This window comes from Pseudonocardia sp. ICBG1034 (assembly GCF_020131375.1).
Taxonomy (GTDB): Bacteria; Actinomycetota; Actinomycetes; order Mycobacteriales; family Pseudonocardiaceae; genus Pseudonocardia; species Pseudonocardia alni.
On sequence record NZ_JAHLEK010000021.1, the window covers coordinates 121,884 to 137,849 of the forward strand.

The window sequence follows — 15,966 nt, forward strand, 5'->3', positions numbered from 1 at the left end:
TGTGCACAGCGAGCTGATCGAGATCCGGACCGGTTCCGAGGAGACCGTCGTGGACCTGACGCACCGGATCGAACGCTTCCTGTCCGACTGCGGTGCCGGTGACGGCCTGCTCAACGTCTTCGTGCCGCACGCGACGGCAGGCATCGCCGTCATCGAGACCGGCGCGGGCAGCGACTCCGACCTGCTCGAGCATCTGCGCGAGCTGCTCCCCGCCGACGACCGGTGGCGGCACCGGCACGGCAGCTCCGGGCACGGGCGCGACCACGTACTGCCCGCGTTCGTGCCACCGTCGACGACGGTGCCGGTGATCGACGGCCGCCCGGCGCTGGGGACCTGGCAGTCGATCTGCCTGGTCGACACCAACATCGACAACCCGACGCGTTCGGTGCGGCTGACACTGCTGCCGGGCTGAGCCCCGCCGCACGCCCCGGACCGCCGGGCGATCGCGGCCGCCCGCCCGCCGGAACACCGCACCGGGGTCGCGCGACACCGCCGTACGCTGCGCCGGTGACCTCCGGCCGGACGACGACGACCGACCGCCCGGCTCCCGCGACACCGTCGCGCCCGGGCGACCCCTCCCCCGGTTCCGGGCGACGGCTGCGTCCCGCGCTGGCCGCCGCCGTCACCGTGCTGGTCGTGGCCGGTGCGGTGGCCGGGCTCGGCGGCATCCGCCCGGACTCCACCACCGCCACCCCGGCCGGACCGGCCGCCCCCGCACCAGCCCCGGCCGCGGAGCCCGCCGCGTTCGCCGTCACGCCCCCGCCGGGATGGACGGCCCCGACCGCCGGCGCGCCCGCCCTGGACGTGTTCGGGGTGCCGTTCGCCCGGCTCGCCGAGGCGCCCCCGTTCGCCGCGGGCGACTGCCCCGTCGGCGCCGCGCCGCGCGGGGTCGCCGCGGCCGCACTCGTCGCCGTCCCGGCCGGGACGACGGTCGAGCAGGCCGCGCAGGCGTTCGCCCGCGGCGCCGGGGAGTCGGCCTACGCCGGCTCCGCACCGCAGGTGGCGGTCGGGCCGCCCGGACCGCGTCCGGGCAGCGGTGAGCCGGGGACGTGGGTCGAGGCCACGGTCCGCACCGACGGCACCGCGTCGGGGGCCGGCGGGTGCCGCGCCACCGACGGCGCGGTCGGTGTGCTGGCGGTCCCCCGCACCCAGGCCCGGGACGGGTCGGTCGGCGTCGCGATGCTAGTCGTCGCCGCGGACGCGGGCGGCGGTCCGGGCGACGCGGTCCCCCGCTCGGCCCTCACCGACCTCGCCGCCTCGGCGGTCCGCCCCGACTGACCCCCGCCTGGTTCGCACGAACGGGCCCTTCGTACGAACCTTTCGTACGAAGGGCCCGTTCGTGCGGACGCGGGGACGCGGGGGCGCGCGGTGGCGGCGCGGGGTGGCGGCGGCGTGGAGCGGGGGTCAGGCCCCGCGGACGATCCCCGCGACGAGCTCGGCGGCACCGGCGCGGTCGATCTCGCTCCGCTCGCCGGTGGCGCGGTCCTTGAGCTCCAGCTTCCCGTCGGCGAGCCCCCGCCCGACGACGACGATCGTCGGCACCCCGATCAGCTCGGCGTCGGCGAACTTCACGCCGGGGCTGGCCTTGCGGTCGTCGAGGACGACCGACAGGCCGTGGGCCTCCAGCTCGGCGGCGACGGCCTCGCCGCCCTCCAGCAGCTCCGCGGACTTGCCCGCGACGACGACGTGCACGTCGAACGGCGAGACCGAGCGCGGCCACACGAGGCCGGAGCCGTCGTGGGACTGCTCGGCGACCGCGGCGACCAGCCGGGACACGCCGATGCCGTAGGAGCCCATCGTGATCCGGACCGGCTTGGAGTCCGGGCCCAGCGCGTCGAGGGAGAAGGCGTCGGCGTACTTGCGGCCGAGCTGGAAGATGTGCCCGATCTCGATGCCGCGGGCGGCCTCCAGCACGCCGGTGCCGTCCGGGGACGGGTCCCCCGCGCGCACCTCGGCGGCCTCGATCGTGCCGTCCGGGGTGAAGTCGCGGCCCGCGACGAGGTCGACGACGTGGTGGTCGGACTTGTCCGCACCGGTGACCCAGGCGGTGCCGGTGACGATCCGCGGGTCGACGAGGTAGCGGACGCCGTTCGCGGCGAGCGCGCCCGGGCCGATGTAGCCCTTCACCAGGAACGCGTTGCGCGCGAAGTCGGCCTCGTCGAGGAGCTCGACCTGGGCCGGCTCCAGCGCGGCCTCGAGGCGCTTCATGTCGACCTCGCGGTCGCCCGGGACGCCGATCCCCAGCAGCTCCCACTCGGCCGCGCCCGGCTGCCGCGTCTTGACCAGCACGTTCTTCAGCGTGTCGGCCGCGGTGAAGGTCCGCTCGGTGTGCGCGTTGAGGAAGTCGACCAGCGACTCGATGGTCGGGGTGTCCGGGGTGTGGTGCACCTGCGCCGCGGGCAGCCCGTCGAGCGGGATCGCCGGGGGCGCGGGCGTGGTGACGGCCTCGACGTTGGCCGCGTAGCCGCCGGGACCGCGGACGAAGGTGTCCTCACCGGTCTCGGACTCGGCGAGGAACTCCTCCGACGCCGACCCGCCCATCGCACCCGAGGTCGCGGACACGATCACGTAGCGCAGCCCGAGCCGGTCGAAGATCTTCACGTAGGCGTCGCGGTGCTTGCGGTAGGACTCCGACAGGCCCTCGTCGGTGAGGTCGAAGGAGTAGGAGTCCTTCATGAGGAACTCGCGGCCGCGCAGGATGCCCGCGCGGGGGCGTTCCTCGTCGCGGTACTTGTTCTGGATCTGGTACAGGATGACCGGGTAGTCCTTGTACGACGAGTACTCGCCCTTGACCGCGAGGGTGAACAGCTCCTCGTGGGTCGGGCCGAGCAGGTAGTCACCGCCCTTGCGGTCCTTCAGGCGGAACAGGTTCGGGCCGTACTCGGTCCACCGGTTCGTCGCCTCGTAGGGCTCGCGCGGCAGCAGCGCCGGGAACTGGATCTCCTGGCCGCCCATGGCGTCCATCTCCTCGCGCACCACGTTCTCGATGCGGCGGAGCACCCTGAGACCGAGCGGGAGCCAGGAGTACACGCCCGGGGCCACGCGACGGACATAACCGGCGCGGACCAGCAGCTTGTGGCTGGGTACCTCCGCGTCGGCCGGGTCCTCACGCAGGGTGCGCAGGAACAGCGACGACATCCGGGTCAACACCTGCAGAAGGGTAGCGAGGGACCCCGGAGCCGCTCATCCCGGTTCCGGAGCGGGCAGACTCGGGGTATGGGAGACGAACAGCACGAGCTGCTCGCGGGGGCACGCCAGGGCGTCCTCGCGACGATCAAGCGCAGTGGCATGCCCCAGCTGTCGCCGGTGACGCCGTACTACGACCGCGCGGCCGGGACGGTGCAGGTGTCGATGACCGAGGGGCGGGCGAAGACCGCGAACCTGCGGCGGGACCCGCGGGCGGCGCTGTCGGTGGAGAGCACCGACGGCCGCTCCTGGGCGACGGCCGAGGGCCCGGTGGAGCTGCTCGGCCCCGACGACTCCCCCGACGGCCCCGCCGTGCAGGCGCTGGTCGACTGGTACCGCGCCGCCGCCGGGGAGCACCCGGACTGGGACGAGTACCGCGAGGTCATGGTCCGGGACCGGCGGGTGCTGATGACGATGCGGGTGCAGCGCGTCTACGGCGAGAACCTGGGCTGACCGCAGCGGGGCGGGCGGAGCCGTCGGCCTCGCCCGCCCCGTCCCGCGGTGGCTCAGTGCACGAGCGGGGGCTCCCCGGCCGTGACCGGCGAGCCCTCCGCCGCGACGGTCGCGGCGGGCTCCCGCTCCGGGTCCCAGCGCAGCACCGTCGAGGCGACGAACCCGATGGCCGGGGCGATCGCCGTCGCCAGGATCGCGCCCTGCGGCCCGACCGTGGCCAGCAGCAGCGGGAACACGAACAGCCCGATCGCGGCACCGGTGCTGCCCGCGGTGTTGGTGACACCGGACCCCAGTGCCCGCAGGTGGCTGGGGTAGGCCAGCGCGGCCAGGCTCGCGCCGCCCGGTGCCGGGCCCGCCGAGTGCAGCAGCAGGAACGCCGCCGGGATCGCGATGGCCGCCCAGGTGGGCAGCGTGTGGAAGAACAGGCCCAGCAGCACGATCAGCACGGTCACGCCGGCGAAGCCGATCTGCATCGACCGCCGGATCCGCAGGGCGGCGGCGACCCGGGTCGAGCCGAACCCCCCGATGATGCCGAAGACGTTGAACAGGACCGCGCCGAGCGTGGCCGCGACGAAGCCCTCACCGAACAGCTGCAGGGCGATGATCGGCAGGTACCAGCCGATCGCGTAGTACTCCAGGCCCTGCATCATGAAGGTGATCGACGCGAGCAGGGTGCGGCGCCGGTAGCGCCCGCCGAACATCTCGGCCATCCCCTGCATGCCGGTGACCTGCACGACGTCGCGGGCGGGCGGCACGTCCGCGTCGGGCTGCTCGACGTCGACGACGTAGACGGTGCGCAGCGCGCGGGCGGCCTCGCGGACCCGGCCGCGGGCGGCGAGCCAGCGCGGCGACTCGGGCAGTAGGAACCACTGCGCGACACCCAGCAGGGCCGCGATCACGCCGGCGCTGGCGAGCGACCAGCGCCAGATGTCGTCGCCGACGCCGAGGGAGTACACGGCCACGGTGAGCAGCAGGTTCGACGTCGTCGCGACGTACCACATGCCCTGCCAGCGGTTGAGCCGTCCCTGGTGGCGGCGCGGCAGCCACTCCGCGATGTAGGCCATGACGACGGCGAAGTCCAGCGCCCAGGAGGCACCGGCCAGGACCCGGGACACGACCAGCAGCTCGAACGACGGCCAGGCGATCGCCAGCACCGTCGAGACGACGGCGAGCACCTTGGCCAGCAGGATCATCGGCAGCCGGCCCCAGCGGTCGGACAGGCGTCCGGCGACCGGGCAGAGCAGCAGCGCGACGAGCATCGACGTGCTGGTGACGACCGACAGCTCCAGCGGGGTGAGCGCGAGCTGGCGGTTCAGCGCGTCCAGGGCGGAGCCGAGCGCGGCGCTGGAGTAGGCCTCGAAGAAGATGCCGCCCAGGGCGAGCACCCAGACCCAGCGCATCCGGCCGGTGGTGCCGCGGGAGGCCTCGATGGCCTCCACGACGTCGGCCTCGGAGCGGACGGGCAACGGAGTGGCGGGAGAGGTCGTCGTCATCGGGTCCGGCCTCACACGAACAGCGCGTCGTTGACACCGATGCCGTGGGCACGGCAGTACGTCACGTAGTGCTCGATGAACCAGAAGACGTCCATCATCTCGTCGAGGGCGCCGTGGTCGTCGTAGAACTCCAGCGTGCCCTCCATCCAGAAGAGGGTCTTCATGCCGTTCGGGTCGTCGCAGACCAGGGTGTGCTGCACGCCCGGGTTCTCGTGCACGTAGGCGCCGGGGGTGGCGACCCAGTCGTACTCCTCGTAGCGCCACGAGCCCTCCAGGCAGAAGCCGCGCACCGCGCCGGAGTGCCGGTGCACACCGAGCCGGCCGCCGCCCTTGACCCAGAGGATGTTGGAGAACTTGTTGTTGCGGACGTCGAAGGCGAGGTGGCGGATCGCGGCGTTGTCGCCCCACGGGACCCACGGCGAGGCCTCCTCCGACGGCGGCACGTGGATGTCGGGGACCTCGAACTCGCGGGTGATGGCCAGCCGCGACGCCGGGTAGGGGCCTGCCGGGTCGGCGTCGGGTGTGGTGGGCGGGTCGAACAGCTGCGTCATGGTGGCTCCCTGCGTCTCTGCATCGGAGTCCCGCCGAGCGGGACCGGCAGAACGTAGGCGGCCGGTGGCCCGGCTCACATGTGCGTAGGCGCAGGAGCGGTTGCCGATTCGCGCAGCGCGTCGCGCCAGTCCCGCGGCGACGCGCCGTGCCGTGCCTTGAACGAGCGGGAGAACTGCGACGGGTCGCCGAACCCGACGGCGTGCGCGACCTCGGTGACGGTCCGGCCCGCCGGGTCGGCGAGCAGGTCCGCGGCCCGGTCCAGGCGGGCGGCCAGCAGCTCGCGCGCCGGCGACGCCCCGACCTCGGCGAACGCGACCTGCAGCGTCCGCAGCGACACGTGCAGCGCGGCCGCGATCCGCGCCGGGTCGAGCGACGGGTCGCCGAGCCGGTCGCGCAGCACCGCGGTGGCGCGGGCCCGCAGCACCGCCCGGGCGTCGCCCGGGTCCTCCCCGGCCGAGCCGAGCGCGGCGGCGAGCAGCGCGATCGTCGACGCCCGCACCCCGACGTGGTCGTGCATCCGGCCCAGCTCGGCCAGTCGCAGCACGAAGGGCGCGGTGAGCGACCCGACCGGGCTCTCGGCGCCGATGCGGACCGCGGTCGACCAGCTCGGGGGCGCGGCGAAGCCCGCGGTGCGGAACCGCTCCGCGGGCACCTTGAGCACCGTGAGGTCGAACGGTTCGTGGGACTCGATGAGGCAGGCCCGCGACGCGTCGTAGGAGGCCAGGTCGCCCGGGCGCAGCAGCGCGGTGCGCCCGTCCTGCTCGACGTGCAGCACCCCGGACCGGGGCAGCATCACGAAGATCGTGGCGGCGTCGCGGTCCGGCGCCCGGACGACGGCGTGCGGGTCCGCCCGCAGTGTGCTGACCTCCAGGTCGTCGACCCGGTGGACCTCCAGCTCGGCGGCGAACGAGCCGGTGGTGTGCGGCCGGAACTCCAGCGGGACGTAGACGTCGCTGATCACCGACTGCCAGTGCCGGGCCTGCCGGTGCGGCGCGAGCGCGCTGGTGTCGATCCTCATCGTCCGTCGTACCTCCTCGTACCACGGCCGCTCGCCCTGCGCGGATTGCCGGGTGCGCTGCGCTGCGCGCCATGTCGCTCGGCGATCGGTCGACCTACGTTACGGCCCGACACCGCCGTCGGCCCAGAGGAGAACCATGATCGCCGCCGTCACCACCGACGCGCGACGCCTCGTCGTGACCGAGGTCCCCGACCCGGTCCCCGGCCCGGGCGAGGTGCTGCTGCGGCCGCTCGTCGTGGGGGTCTGCGGGTCGGACCTGCACCTGTTCGACGGCGACGCCGGCGCGCTGTCCGGCGCCGAGCGCGGGCTGCCCCGCATCCAGGGCCACGAGATCGCCGCCGAGGTGCTCGACGACCCGTCCGGCCGGTTCGCCGCCGGGACCCGCGTCGCGGTGTGGCCGCTGCTGTCCTGCGGGACCTGCCGACTGTGCACCGCGGGGGCGGTCAACGCCTGCCCGTCGCTGCGCGTCATCGGGGTGCACCTCGACGGCGGCCTGGCCGGGGCGCTGGCCGTGCCCGCGGCGAACGTCGTCCCGGTCGGCGACGTGGCCCCGGCGACCGCCGCGCTGGCCGAGCCGGTGTCGGTCGCGGTGCACGCCGTCGCCCGCGGCCGGGTCCGCCCCGGCGACCGGGCGGTCGTGTTCGGCGGCGGGGCCGTCGGTCAGGGCGTCTGCCTGGTCCTCGCCGACGCCGGCGTCCCGACCCTGCTCGTCGACCCCGCCCCCGCGCGGGTCCGGGCGGGCGCGCTGTGGGGCGCCGCCGGGACCACCACGACGACGCGCGACGGGCTCGCCGCCGAGGTCGAGGCCTGGTCCGGCGGGCAGGCGCCCGACCTGGTGGTCGACGCCACCGGCGTCCCCGCCGTGCTGGACACCGCGCTGCACCTGGTCCGGGCCGGCGGCACCGTCGTCGCGATCGGGCTGACCTCCGCAGCGGGCCCGGTGCACACCGGGCTGCTGGCGGCGAAGGAGGTCGCGGTGCTCGGGTCGAGCTGCTGCACCGGCGCCGAGTTCGCCACCGCCGCCGCGCTGGTGGGCCGCTGGGCCGACGCCGTCGGCGCGCTGCCGGTCCGCCGCATCGGCCTGGCCGACACCGTGTCCGCCCTGTCCGGCCGGGACGCCGACGACGTGGTCAAGACCCTCGTCGACGTCACCGGCTGATCCCACCACCCCCACCACGAGAGGAACCACCGTGTCCCAGCCCGTCCCTGCCGTGTCGCTCTTCGACGTCGCCGGCCGCAGCTACGCCGTCACCGGCGGTGCGTCCGGCATCGGCCTCGCGATCGCGGAGGTGCTCGCCGACTCCGGCGCGCACGTCGCCCTGCTGGACCGCAGCCCCGACCGGGTCGGGGCCGAGACCGCCCGCCTGCGGGACCGCGGCGGGAAGGTCTCCGGGCACGTCGTGGACGTCACCGACGGCGCGGCCGTCGCCGGCGCGCTGTCCGACGCCGACGCCGACGCGGGCCGCCTCGACGGGGTGTTCGCCAACGCCGGGATCTCGATCGGCGCGAGCTGGACCGAGCCGGGCTGGCGGATCGAGGAGTTCCCGATGGACTCCTGGGACACCGTGCGCGCGGTCAACCTCGACGGCGTGCTGCACACCGTGCGCGCCGCCGCCGCGATCCTGCGCCCGCGCGGCCGCGGCCGGATCGTGCTCACCGCGTCCACCGCGGGGCTGCGCACCGACCCGATGGTCGCCTACTCCTACACGAGCACGAAGGCCGCGGTGGTCAGCCTCGGCCGGCAGGCCGCACTGGACCTGGCCGGCTCCGGCGTGACGGTCAACGTGATCGCGCCCGGACCGTTCCGGACGAACATCGGCGAGGGGTTCGACCCGGGCGAGGCGGTGTGGCGCGAGACCGTGCCCCTCGGCCGGATCGGGCACACCGACGAGCTGAAGGGCCTCGCGCTGCTCCTGGCCTCGGACGCGTCGAGCTACATGACCGGCGGGGTGTACCCGATCGACGGGGGTGCGCTGGCGCTCTCGCACACCCCCGCCTGAGCGGGCGTCAGACCGCCTCGTCGAGCAGCTCGGCCAGCAACCGGGCCACCGTCGGCGTCTCCACCAGGAACCCGTCGTGCCCGTACGGCGAGTCGATCACCTTGAGCGGGTCGGCGCCGGGGATGCCGTCGGCCAGCTCCTGCTGCTCGGCGAGCGGGTAGAGCCGGTCGGAGGTGACCCCGGCGACGTAGGTCCTGGCCCGGACCCGCGACAGCGCCGACGCCACCCCGCCCCGGTCGCGGCCCACGTCGTGGTGGTTCATCGCCTGGGTCAGCCGCACGTAGGACGCGGCGTCGAAGCGGTGCACCAGCTTGTGCGCATGATGGTCCAGGTAGGACTCCACGGCGTAGCGGCCGCCGGCGAACGGGTCCTCACCGGACTGCGGGTCACGGCCGAACCGGGTCGCCAGCTCGAAGCCCGACCGGTACGACAGGTGCGCGATCCGCCGCGCGACGCCCAGTCCGCGCCAGGGACCCTCGGGCGTGTCGTGGTAGTCGCCGCCGTGCCAGTGCGGGTCGGAGGTGATGGCCTGGATCTGCGGGTTCGCCCAGCCGATCTGGTCCGCCGACGACGCCGCGGGCCCCGCGAGCAGGAAGAGCCGCCGTACCCGGTCGGGCTCGGTGGCCGCCCACTCCAGGGACCGCATGGACCCCATCGAGCCGCCGATCACGCACGCGAACGCGTCGATGCCGAGCGCGTCGGCCAGGTACTGCTCGGCGGCGACCGTGTCCCGCACGGTGACCGTCGGGAACCGGCTGCCCCAGGTCCGCCCGTCCGGCGCGCGGGACGCCGGACCGGTGCTGCCCTGGCAGCCGCCGACCGCGTTCGGCGCGACGACGAACCAGCGGGCCGGGTCCAGCGGTCCGCCCGGCTCGATCAGTCCGGGCCACCAGCCGGACGTCGGGTGCCCGGGGCCCGCCGGGCCCTCCAGGTGCGCGTCGCCGGTGAGGGCGTGCAGGACGAGGACGGCGTTGGAGCCGTCCGGTGCGAGCTCGCCCCAGGTCTCGTAGGCCAGGCGCACGCCCGGCAGTTCCCCGCCGGCCGCCAGCTTCAGCGGCGCGGGCAGGTCGAGGAAGTGGCGGCGGCCGGGGTCGTCCCCCTCCCGCCAGGCGCCGCTGGCGGGAGGGAGCTCGATGTCGTTCACGGACACCAGGTAATCAGATCCGCTCTCAGGCGCCCTTCGCGGCGCGGAAACCGGCGTCCAGGTCGGCCTTGAGGTCCTCGATGCCCTCGAGCCCCACCGACAGCCGGACCAGGCCCGGGGTCACGCCGGAGGCGAGCTGCTCCTCCGCGGAGAGCTGGCTGTGCGTGGTCGAGGCCGGGTGGATGACCAGGCTGCGGACGTCGCCGATGTTGGCGAGGTGGCTGTGCAGCTCGAGGGCGTTGACGAACTTCTTGCCCGCCTCGATGCCGCCCTGCAGCTCGAACGCCACGATCGCGCCACCGCCCTTGGGCAGGTACTTCTGCTGCAGGGCGTGCCACGGGCTGGACGGGAGACCGGCGTAGTGGACCTTCTCCACCTCGTCGCGGGCCTCGAGCCACTCGGCCAGCGCCTGGGCGTTCTGGTTGTGCCGGTCCATCCGCAGCGACAGCGTCTCGATGCCCTGGATGATCAGGAACGCGTTCTGCGGGGAGATCGCCGGGCCGAGGTCGCGCAGCAGCTGCACACGGGCCTTGATGATGTAGGCGATCGGGCCGACGGCGTCGGTGAACACCGCGCCGTGGTAGCTCGGGTCCGGGCTGGTCAGGCCGGGGAACTTGTCGGAGTTGGCGACCCAGTCGAACTTCCCGGAGTCGACGATGATGCCGCCGACCGAGGTGCCGTGGCCGCCGAGGAACTTGGTCAGGGACTCGACGACGATGTCGGCGCCGTGCTCGATCGGCCGCACCAGGTACGGGGTCGGGACGGTGTTGTCGACGATCAGCGGGACCCCGGCGGCGTGCGCGACACCGGCGACGGCGGCGATGTCGAGGATGTTGCCGCGCGGGTTGCCCAGCGTCTCGCCGTAGAGGGCCTTGGTGTTCGGCCGGATCGCGGCCTTCCACTCCTCCAGGTCGTCGGGGTCCTCCACGAAGGTGACCTCGATACCCATCTTCGGGAAGGTGTAGTGGAACTGGTTGTAGGTGCCGCCGTAGAGCGAGGCGCTGGAGACGATGTGGTCCCCGGCCTCGGCGATGTTCTGGACCGCGAGCGCCTGCGCGGCCTGCCCGGACGCGACGGCCAGGGCCGCGGCCCCGCCCTCCAGCGCGGCGACGCGCTGCTCCAGCACGTCCTGGGTGGGGTTCATGATCCGCGTGTAGATGTTGCCGAACTCGGCGAGCCCGAACAGGTTCGCGGCGTGGTCGGTGTCGCGGAAGACGTAGGACGTCGTCTGGTAGATCGGCGTGGCCCGGGCGTTCGTGGTCGGGTCGGGTGCGGCGCCGGCGTGCACCTGCTTGGTCTCGAACGACCAGTTGGCGGTGGTGTCGGGGTCGGTCACGGTAGGACTCCTCTTCGGGTCGACCGCCGGTGTGAACGTGCCGAGGCGGGCCGGGCCCGGGTCGGTCGATCGCGGCGGCTTCAGGGCTGTGGCGGGGCGGACGCGTACGTGGGCCCTCGGACGAGCGCGGGTCAGCGGCGGGGGCGACAGGCCGCGCTCGTGATCCGCATGCAGTCGACGTGGATGCGCGCCACCAGGCAGGTCACGGGCCCGAACCTAGTGCGGTCCCCCGGCGGGCACAACGGCCGCGCGCGGCGATCACTACTCTGGTGCGCCGTGCTCGTCCTGCTGCCGCCCTCGGAGACCAAGCGTGACGGCGGCGACGGCCCGCCGCTCGACCTCACCGCGCTCTCCCACGACGCCGACCTCGGCCCCGTCCGCACGGACCTCTGCGACGAACTCGTCGCACTGGCCGGCGACCGGCCGGCCGCGCGCGCCGCGCTCGGGGTGTCACAGCGCCAGGACGCCGAGATCGACCGCAACGCCGCGCTGCGCACGAACCCGACGCTGCCCGCGCTGGACCGCTACACCGGGGTCCTCTACGACGCCCTCGACGCCGGCTCCTTCACCCGCGCCACCCGGGACCGGGCCCGATCCCGGCTCGCGGTGTGCTCGGCGCTGTTCGGGCTGCTCGGGGCCGACGACCCGATCCCGCCCTACCGGCTCTCGGCGGGCTCGAAGCTGCCCGGCTCGGGCACCCTGGCGGCGCGCTGGCGCCCGGCGCTCGACCCGCTGCTGGCCCGCATCGCCGACGGCGAGCTCGTCGTCGACCTCCGCTCCGGCGGCTACGCCGCGCTCGGCACGGTCCCCGGGGCGGTGACGGTGAACGTGCTGGCCCGGCGACCGGACGGGAGCCGGTCGGTCGTCAGCCACCACAACAAGTCGCACAAGGGCGGCCTGGCCCGGCTGCTGGCGACCTCCCGGGCCGAGCCCGCCGACGCCGGCGCGGTGGCCCGGATCGCGCGGCGGGCGGGACACGTCGTCGAACGCGACGGCGACCACCTGGATCTCGTCGTCCCGGCCTGAACCCGCGCACCGAGTCGGACATACGGCATGATCCGGGCATGGTGGAGCAGCTGAACCTGTGGGTCGCCGCCGTGGGCCCGGTGTGGCAGTTCCTGTCGGTGTTCGTGATCGGCCTGGTGCCGTTCCTGGAGTCCTACACGGGCACGCTGGTCGGGACGGTCACCGGCATGCCGGTACTCCTCGCCGCCGCCGGGGCGATCGCGGGCAACGTGCTGGCCCTGGTCGTCGCGGTGCGGCTGGGCGACCGGGCCCGGCGGGGACTCGGCCGCCGCGCGTCGCGGCCGCCGTCGGAACGGCGGCAGAAGGTGATCGCCCGGGTGGACCGCTACGGCGTCCCGGTCGCGTCGCTGCTGGCCCCGACCCTGATGGCGATCTCGGTGACCGCGTTCGGGATGGTCGCCGCGGGACTGGACCGGCGCCAGGTCGTGGTCTGGCAGGTCGTGGCCGTCGTGGTGTGGGCGGCGTTGTTCGCCGCGATCGGGCTCGGCGCACTCAGCGCCCTCGGCTGAGCGCAGGGCCGGCGCGGGGCGGAAAACCGGTGGCGGGCCGGGACGGCGTCCGGCAGGGTCGCCACCGGCCGGAGGGACCGGTGGCGCGGCAGGGCCGCGCGGTGCGAGCGGGGAGGTGCGTACCGATGGCCGTCCGTCGTGTCCGGGTGCGCAGCGCGTGCCCGCCAGCACCGTCCCCGTCGCGCGGCACGACCGGTCCCTGAGGACCGGCTCCGCGCGGCACCCCCTGCCGCCTCCGGAGCCGCACGTGTACTCCTCCGACCGTCCCGTCCCCGTCCGCCGTCGCCGCCGTGTCGACGACGACGAGCCCCGCCCCCGTCCCGGCCGCGCCGCCACCGCCGCGCTCGCCCTGGACGGCCGGGCCGGGCACGACCCCGACACCGCCGAGGTCCCCGGCGGTGGTGACCGCTGGTCCACCTGGCCCGGGCTGCCCGCCGGCGCCCGTGGCCCGCACCCCCGCCCCGGCTGGCTGGTGACCGACACCGGCGCCGTCGACCACGAGCGCGGGGTGCTCAAGACCGGCAAGGAGGCCGACGTGCACCTCGTCGAACGCGGACTCCCCGGCCGCGACGGGGTGCTGCTCGCCGCCAAGCGCTACCGCGACCCCGCGCACCGCATGTTCCACCGCGACGCCGGCTACCTGGAGGGGCGCCGCGTCCGGCGCTCCCGGGAGACACGGGCGATGGCGCAGCGCACCGCGCTGGGCCGCGACCTCATCGCCGGGCAGTGGGCGGCGGCCGAGTTCGCCGCGCTCGCCCGGCTGCACTCCGCGGGCGCCCCGGTGCCCTACCCGGTGTCGGTCGACGGGACCGAGGTCCTGCTGGAGTTCCTCGGCACGCCCGACGGGCGCGCCGCACCCCGGCTCGCCGCGCTGCGCCCGGACGCGGGCGAGCTGACCGCGCTGTGGCACGACCTCGTCGACGCCCTCGGCGTGCTCGCCGACCTCGGCTGGGCACACGGCGACCTGTCGGCCTACAACGTGCTCGTCCACCGCGGCCGGGCGGTGCTGATCGACCTGCCACAGGTCGTCGACGTCGTCGGCAACCCGCAGGGACCGGAGTTCCTGGACCGTGACGTCCGACGCATCGGCGAGTGGTTCGTCGCCCGCGGGCACGACCCCGCCGCACCCGGGCGGCTCCTCACCGAGCTGCGGGAACGCACCCTGCTGGGCTGACCCGCCCCGCCGTTCCCCGGGGCGCGACGCGGCGTCACGCGTCGCGTCCCGGCGGCCCGGCACCGGGGAGCACGGGTACGGCGCGTAGTGTGGATCGACGAGCGCCCGGCCGCCAGAGCCGCCGGGCCGAGCCCTTCCATCACGGAGCGCGCACCGCGACGACGCGCCGCCGCGCCCGGGCCCGTCGGCCGAGCACACCTCCCCCGAGGTCTCCGCAGGACGTGCCACGTTCTCGAGGAGACCTGTCTTGACCAGGCCGCAGTTCCGCCCGCCGTCGTCCGACGCCGGCACCACGTCCGACCGTCCCGCCCGCCGGCGGGCCACCCGCCCGTCCGGGCCGTCCGCCGACGGTGGCGCCCACCGCGGGTCGGCCCGGCGCGACGACCGCCGCACCGAGACCCGCGGCGACGACCGCCGCGACCGTCCCTCCCGCGACGACGACCGCCGCGACGCCCCGCGTCCGGCCCGGGGCGCCCGCACCGGCGGCCCCGCCCGCGGCGAGCGCTCCGGCGCCCCCCGTGGGGACCGCTCCGCCCGGGGCGAGCGCTCCGGCGACGGCGGCGGCAACCGCGCCGAGCGTCGCGAGCACCTCCAGGACGGGAGCCGGGTCGATCGCGGCCCCGCCCGGTCCGCGCAGCGCGGCGGTGACCGTCCGGCCGCCCGCCGCGGCCGCCGCGGTGGCGGCGCCGCGGCGTCGCGTCCGGCCCCGGCCCGCGCCGCCGCCGTCGCCGCCCCGAAGGCGGAACCGGAGCCGCAGTGGGTCGAGCCCGAGGACGGTATGCCGTCGTTCGCCGAGCTGGGCCTGCCCGAGCGCCTGACCAAGGCACTGGCCGAGCAGGGCTTCACCGCCCCGTTCCCGGTGCAGGCGGCCACGCTGCCCGACACCCTCGCCGGGCGCGACCTGCTCGGACGCGGCCAGACCGGGTCCGGCAAGACCCTCGCCTTCGGGCTCGCGCTGCTGGCCCGCCTGGCCGGGGAGCGCTCCCGCCCGACCGCCCCGCGTGGCCTGGTGCTGGTCCCGACCCGCGAGCTCGCCACCCAGGTCGTCGAGGTCCTGGCGCCGCTGGCGAAGGCGGTCGACCTGCGGGTGACCGACATCGTCGGCGGGATGTCGATGAACAAACAGGTCGCCGAGCTCCGGCGCGGGGTCGACCTGCTGGTCGCCACCCCGGGCCGGCTGTCCGACCACCTGCAGCAGCGCACCTGCGACCTGTCCGAGGTCACGATCACCGCGCTCGACGAGGCCGACCGCATGGCCGACATGGGCTTCCTGCCCCAGGTCCGCGCGATCCTCGACCGCACCCCCGCCGACGGACAGCGCCTGCTGTTCTCCGCGACCCTCGACGGCGACGTCGACACGCTGGTCCGGCGCCACCTCACCGACCCGGTGACCCGCTCGGTCGCCCCGCCGACCGGCAGCGTCGCGACGATGGAGCACCACGTGCTCGTCGTCGACCGCGACGACCGGTCCCGCGTCGTCGCCGAGATCGCCGCCCGGGAGGGCCGCACGATCCTGTTCGTGCGCACCAAGCACGGCGCCGACCGGATGGTGCGGGTGCTGCGCCGCGAGGGCGTCGCCGCCGGGCCGCTGCACGGTGGCCGCTCGCAGAGCCAGCGCAACCGCGCGCTCGACGACTTCCGCTCCGGCGCGGTGCCGGTGCTCGTCGCGACCGACGTCGCGGCCCGTGGCATCCACATCGACGACGTCGGGCTCGTCGTGCACGTCGACCCGCCCGCCGACCCCAAGGCCTACCTGCACCGTGCCGGGCGTACCGCCCGGGCCGGTGAGGACGGCGTCGTCGTGACGCTGGCGATGCCCGAGCAGCGCGCCGAGGTGGACCTGCTCACCCGCCAGGCCGGGGTCTCCGCCGAGGTCTCGACGGTCCGCCCGGGGCACCCGGACCTGGTCCGCGTGACCGGCTCACGGGAGCCGTCCGGCGAGCCGATCGTCGTCGCCAAGCCGCCGAAGCCGACACCCCGCCGCCGCCCGGCCCCGGGCGGGACCGCGCGCACCGACCGGCCGCGCCGACGGCGCTGACCTCCCTCGGGTCGCGGCCGGCGCCCCGGCCGCGACC

15 protein-coding genes are annotated in these 15,966 nt (G+C 75.4%); 9 read left to right on the top strand and 6 right to left on the bottom strand.

Annotation, left to right across the window (positions count from 1 at the left end; translation table 11 throughout):
• Position 1 precedes the first annotated feature (1 nt).
• Complete coding sequence (locus tag KPF22_RS22130) at positions 2-412, top strand: secondary thiamine-phosphate synthase enzyme YjbQ (RefSeq protein WP_208826695.1); 411 nt, start codon at positions 2-4, stop codon at positions 410-412.
• A 95-nt stretch (positions 413-507) separates the two neighbouring features.
• Positions 508-1,278 (top strand): hypothetical protein, encoded by a 771-nt coding sequence (locus tag KPF22_RS22135; RefSeq protein ID WP_224403179.1) that lies wholly within the window; start codon positions 508-510, stop codon positions 1,276-1,278.
• A gap of 126 nt (positions 1,279-1,404) precedes the next feature.
• On the opposite strand, the gene KPF22_RS22140 is transcribed toward KPF22_RS22135, so the two are convergent.
• On the bottom strand, positions 1,405-3,150 hold the full coding sequence (locus KPF22_RS22140; RefSeq protein ID WP_224403180.1) for a proline--tRNA ligase: 1,746 nt from the start codon (positions 3,148-3,150) through the stop codon (positions 1,405-1,407).
• Between the two features lie 66 nt (positions 3,151-3,216).
• Here KPF22_RS22140 and KPF22_RS22145 point away from each other — a divergent pair, with 66 nt between their 5' ends.
• Positions 3,217-3,639, top strand: coding sequence for a PPOX class F420-dependent oxidoreductase (locus KPF22_RS22145; protein WP_224403181.1), 423 nt, complete (start codon positions 3,217-3,219; stop codon positions 3,637-3,639).
• Between the two features lie 53 nt (positions 3,640-3,692).
• Here the strand turns inward: KPF22_RS22145 and KPF22_RS22150 are convergent, their stop codons facing one another.
• The 3 genes from KPF22_RS22150 to KPF22_RS22160 all read right to left on the bottom strand — a co-directional run bounded on the left by KPF22_RS22150 (position 3,693) and on the right by KPF22_RS22160 (position 6,702).
• Entirely contained in the window at positions 3,693-5,132 is a 1,440-nt protein-coding gene (locus KPF22_RS22150) for an MFS transporter (protein ID WP_208822488.1), read from the bottom strand.
• Between the two features lie 11 nt (positions 5,133-5,143).
• The gene (locus KPF22_RS22155; protein ID WP_062401103.1) at positions 5,144-5,683 is read right to left on the bottom strand and encodes a 2,4'-dihydroxyacetophenone dioxygenase family protein; all 540 of its coding nucleotides are present in this window, start codon (positions 5,681-5,683) and stop codon (positions 5,144-5,146) included.
• A 74-nt stretch (positions 5,684-5,757) separates the two neighbouring features.
• Positions 5,758-6,702: a helix-turn-helix domain-containing protein gene (locus KPF22_RS22160; RefSeq protein WP_208822486.1), complete on the bottom strand. Its 945-nt coding sequence runs from the start codon at positions 6,700-6,702 to the stop codon at positions 5,758-5,760.
• Positions 6,703-6,838: 136 nt separating this feature from the next.
• On the opposite strand from KPF22_RS22160, the gene KPF22_RS22165 reads away from it, so the two are divergent.
• Positions 6,839-7,861 carry a zinc-binding dehydrogenase gene (locus KPF22_RS22165; RefSeq protein ID WP_224403182.1) on the top strand — a complete coding sequence of 341 codons (1,023 nt, stop codon included), beginning with the start codon at positions 6,839-6,841 and terminating at the stop codon, positions 7,859-7,861.
• Positions 7,862-7,892: 31 nt separating this feature from the next.
• Positions 7,893-8,702, top strand: coding sequence for an SDR family NAD(P)-dependent oxidoreductase (locus tag KPF22_RS22170; RefSeq protein WP_224403183.1), 810 nt, complete (start codon positions 7,893-7,895; stop codon positions 8,700-8,702).
• 7 nt (positions 8,703-8,709) lie between these two features.
• Here KPF22_RS22170 and KPF22_RS22175 read toward each other — a convergent pair whose 3' ends face one another.
• Together KPF22_RS22175 and KPF22_RS22180 are read right to left on the bottom strand one after the other, a co-directional pair.
• Complete coding sequence (locus KPF22_RS22175) at positions 8,710-9,846, bottom strand: homoserine O-acetyltransferase (protein ID WP_224403360.1); 1,137 nt, start codon at positions 9,844-9,846, stop codon at positions 8,710-8,712.
• A 25-nt stretch (positions 9,847-9,871) separates the two neighbouring features.
• On the bottom strand, positions 9,872-11,182 hold the full coding sequence (locus tag KPF22_RS22180; RefSeq protein ID WP_224403184.1) for a bifunctional o-acetylhomoserine/o-acetylserine sulfhydrylase: 1,311 nt from the start codon (positions 11,180-11,182) through the stop codon (positions 9,872-9,874).
• A gap of 276 nt (positions 11,183-11,458) precedes the next feature.
• On the opposite strand from KPF22_RS22180, the gene yaaA reads away from it, so the two are divergent.
• The 4 genes from yaaA to KPF22_RS22200 all read left to right on the top strand — a co-directional run bounded on the left by yaaA (position 11,459) and on the right by KPF22_RS22200 (position 15,929).
• Positions 11,459-12,208 carry a peroxide stress protein YaaA gene (yaaA, locus tag KPF22_RS22185; protein ID WP_224403185.1) on the top strand — a complete coding sequence of 250 codons (750 nt, stop codon included), beginning with the start codon at positions 11,459-11,461 and terminating at the stop codon, positions 12,206-12,208.
• A gap of 38 nt (positions 12,209-12,246) precedes the next feature.
• Positions 12,247-12,717, top strand: a complete 471-nt coding sequence (locus KPF22_RS22190; RefSeq protein ID WP_224403186.1) for a hypothetical protein — start codon at positions 12,247-12,249, stop codon at positions 12,715-12,717.
• A gap of 247 nt (positions 12,718-12,964) precedes the next feature.
• On the top strand, positions 12,965-13,891 hold the full coding sequence (locus KPF22_RS22195) for an RIO1 family regulatory kinase/ATPase (RefSeq protein ID WP_224403187.1): 927 nt from the start codon (positions 12,965-12,967) through the stop codon (positions 13,889-13,891).
• A 247-nt stretch (positions 13,892-14,138) separates the two neighbouring features.
• Positions 14,139-15,929: a DEAD/DEAH box helicase gene (locus KPF22_RS22200; RefSeq protein ID WP_374107519.1), complete on the top strand. Its 1,791-nt coding sequence runs from the start codon at positions 14,139-14,141 to the stop codon at positions 15,927-15,929.
• Positions 15,930-15,966: the final 37 nt, after the last annotated feature.

Bases quoted from the DNA above. Each gene is read 5' to 3' on its own strand.
- KPF22_RS22150 (WP_208822488.1), bottom strand. From the start codon at position 5,132: ATGACGACGACCTCTCCCGCCACTCCGTTGCCCGTCCGCTCCGAGGCC.
- KPF22_RS22145 (WP_224403181.1), top strand. From the start codon at position 3,217: ATGGGAGACGAACAGCACGAGCTGCTCGCGGGGGCACGCCAGGGCGTC.
- KPF22_RS22155 (WP_062401103.1), bottom strand. From the start codon at position 5,683: ATGACGCAGCTGTTCGACCCGCCCACCACACCCGACGCCGACCCGGCA.
- KPF22_RS22190 (WP_224403186.1), top strand. From the start codon at position 12,247: ATGGTGGAGCAGCTGAACCTGTGGGTCGCCGCCGTGGGCCCGGTGTGG.
- KPF22_RS22165 (WP_224403182.1), top strand. From the start codon at position 6,839: ATGATCGCCGCCGTCACCACCGACGCGCGACGCCTCGTCGTGACCGAG.
- KPF22_RS22160 (WP_208822486.1), bottom strand. From the start codon at position 6,702: ATGAGGATCGACACCAGCGCGCTCGCGCCGCACCGGCAGGCCCGGCAC.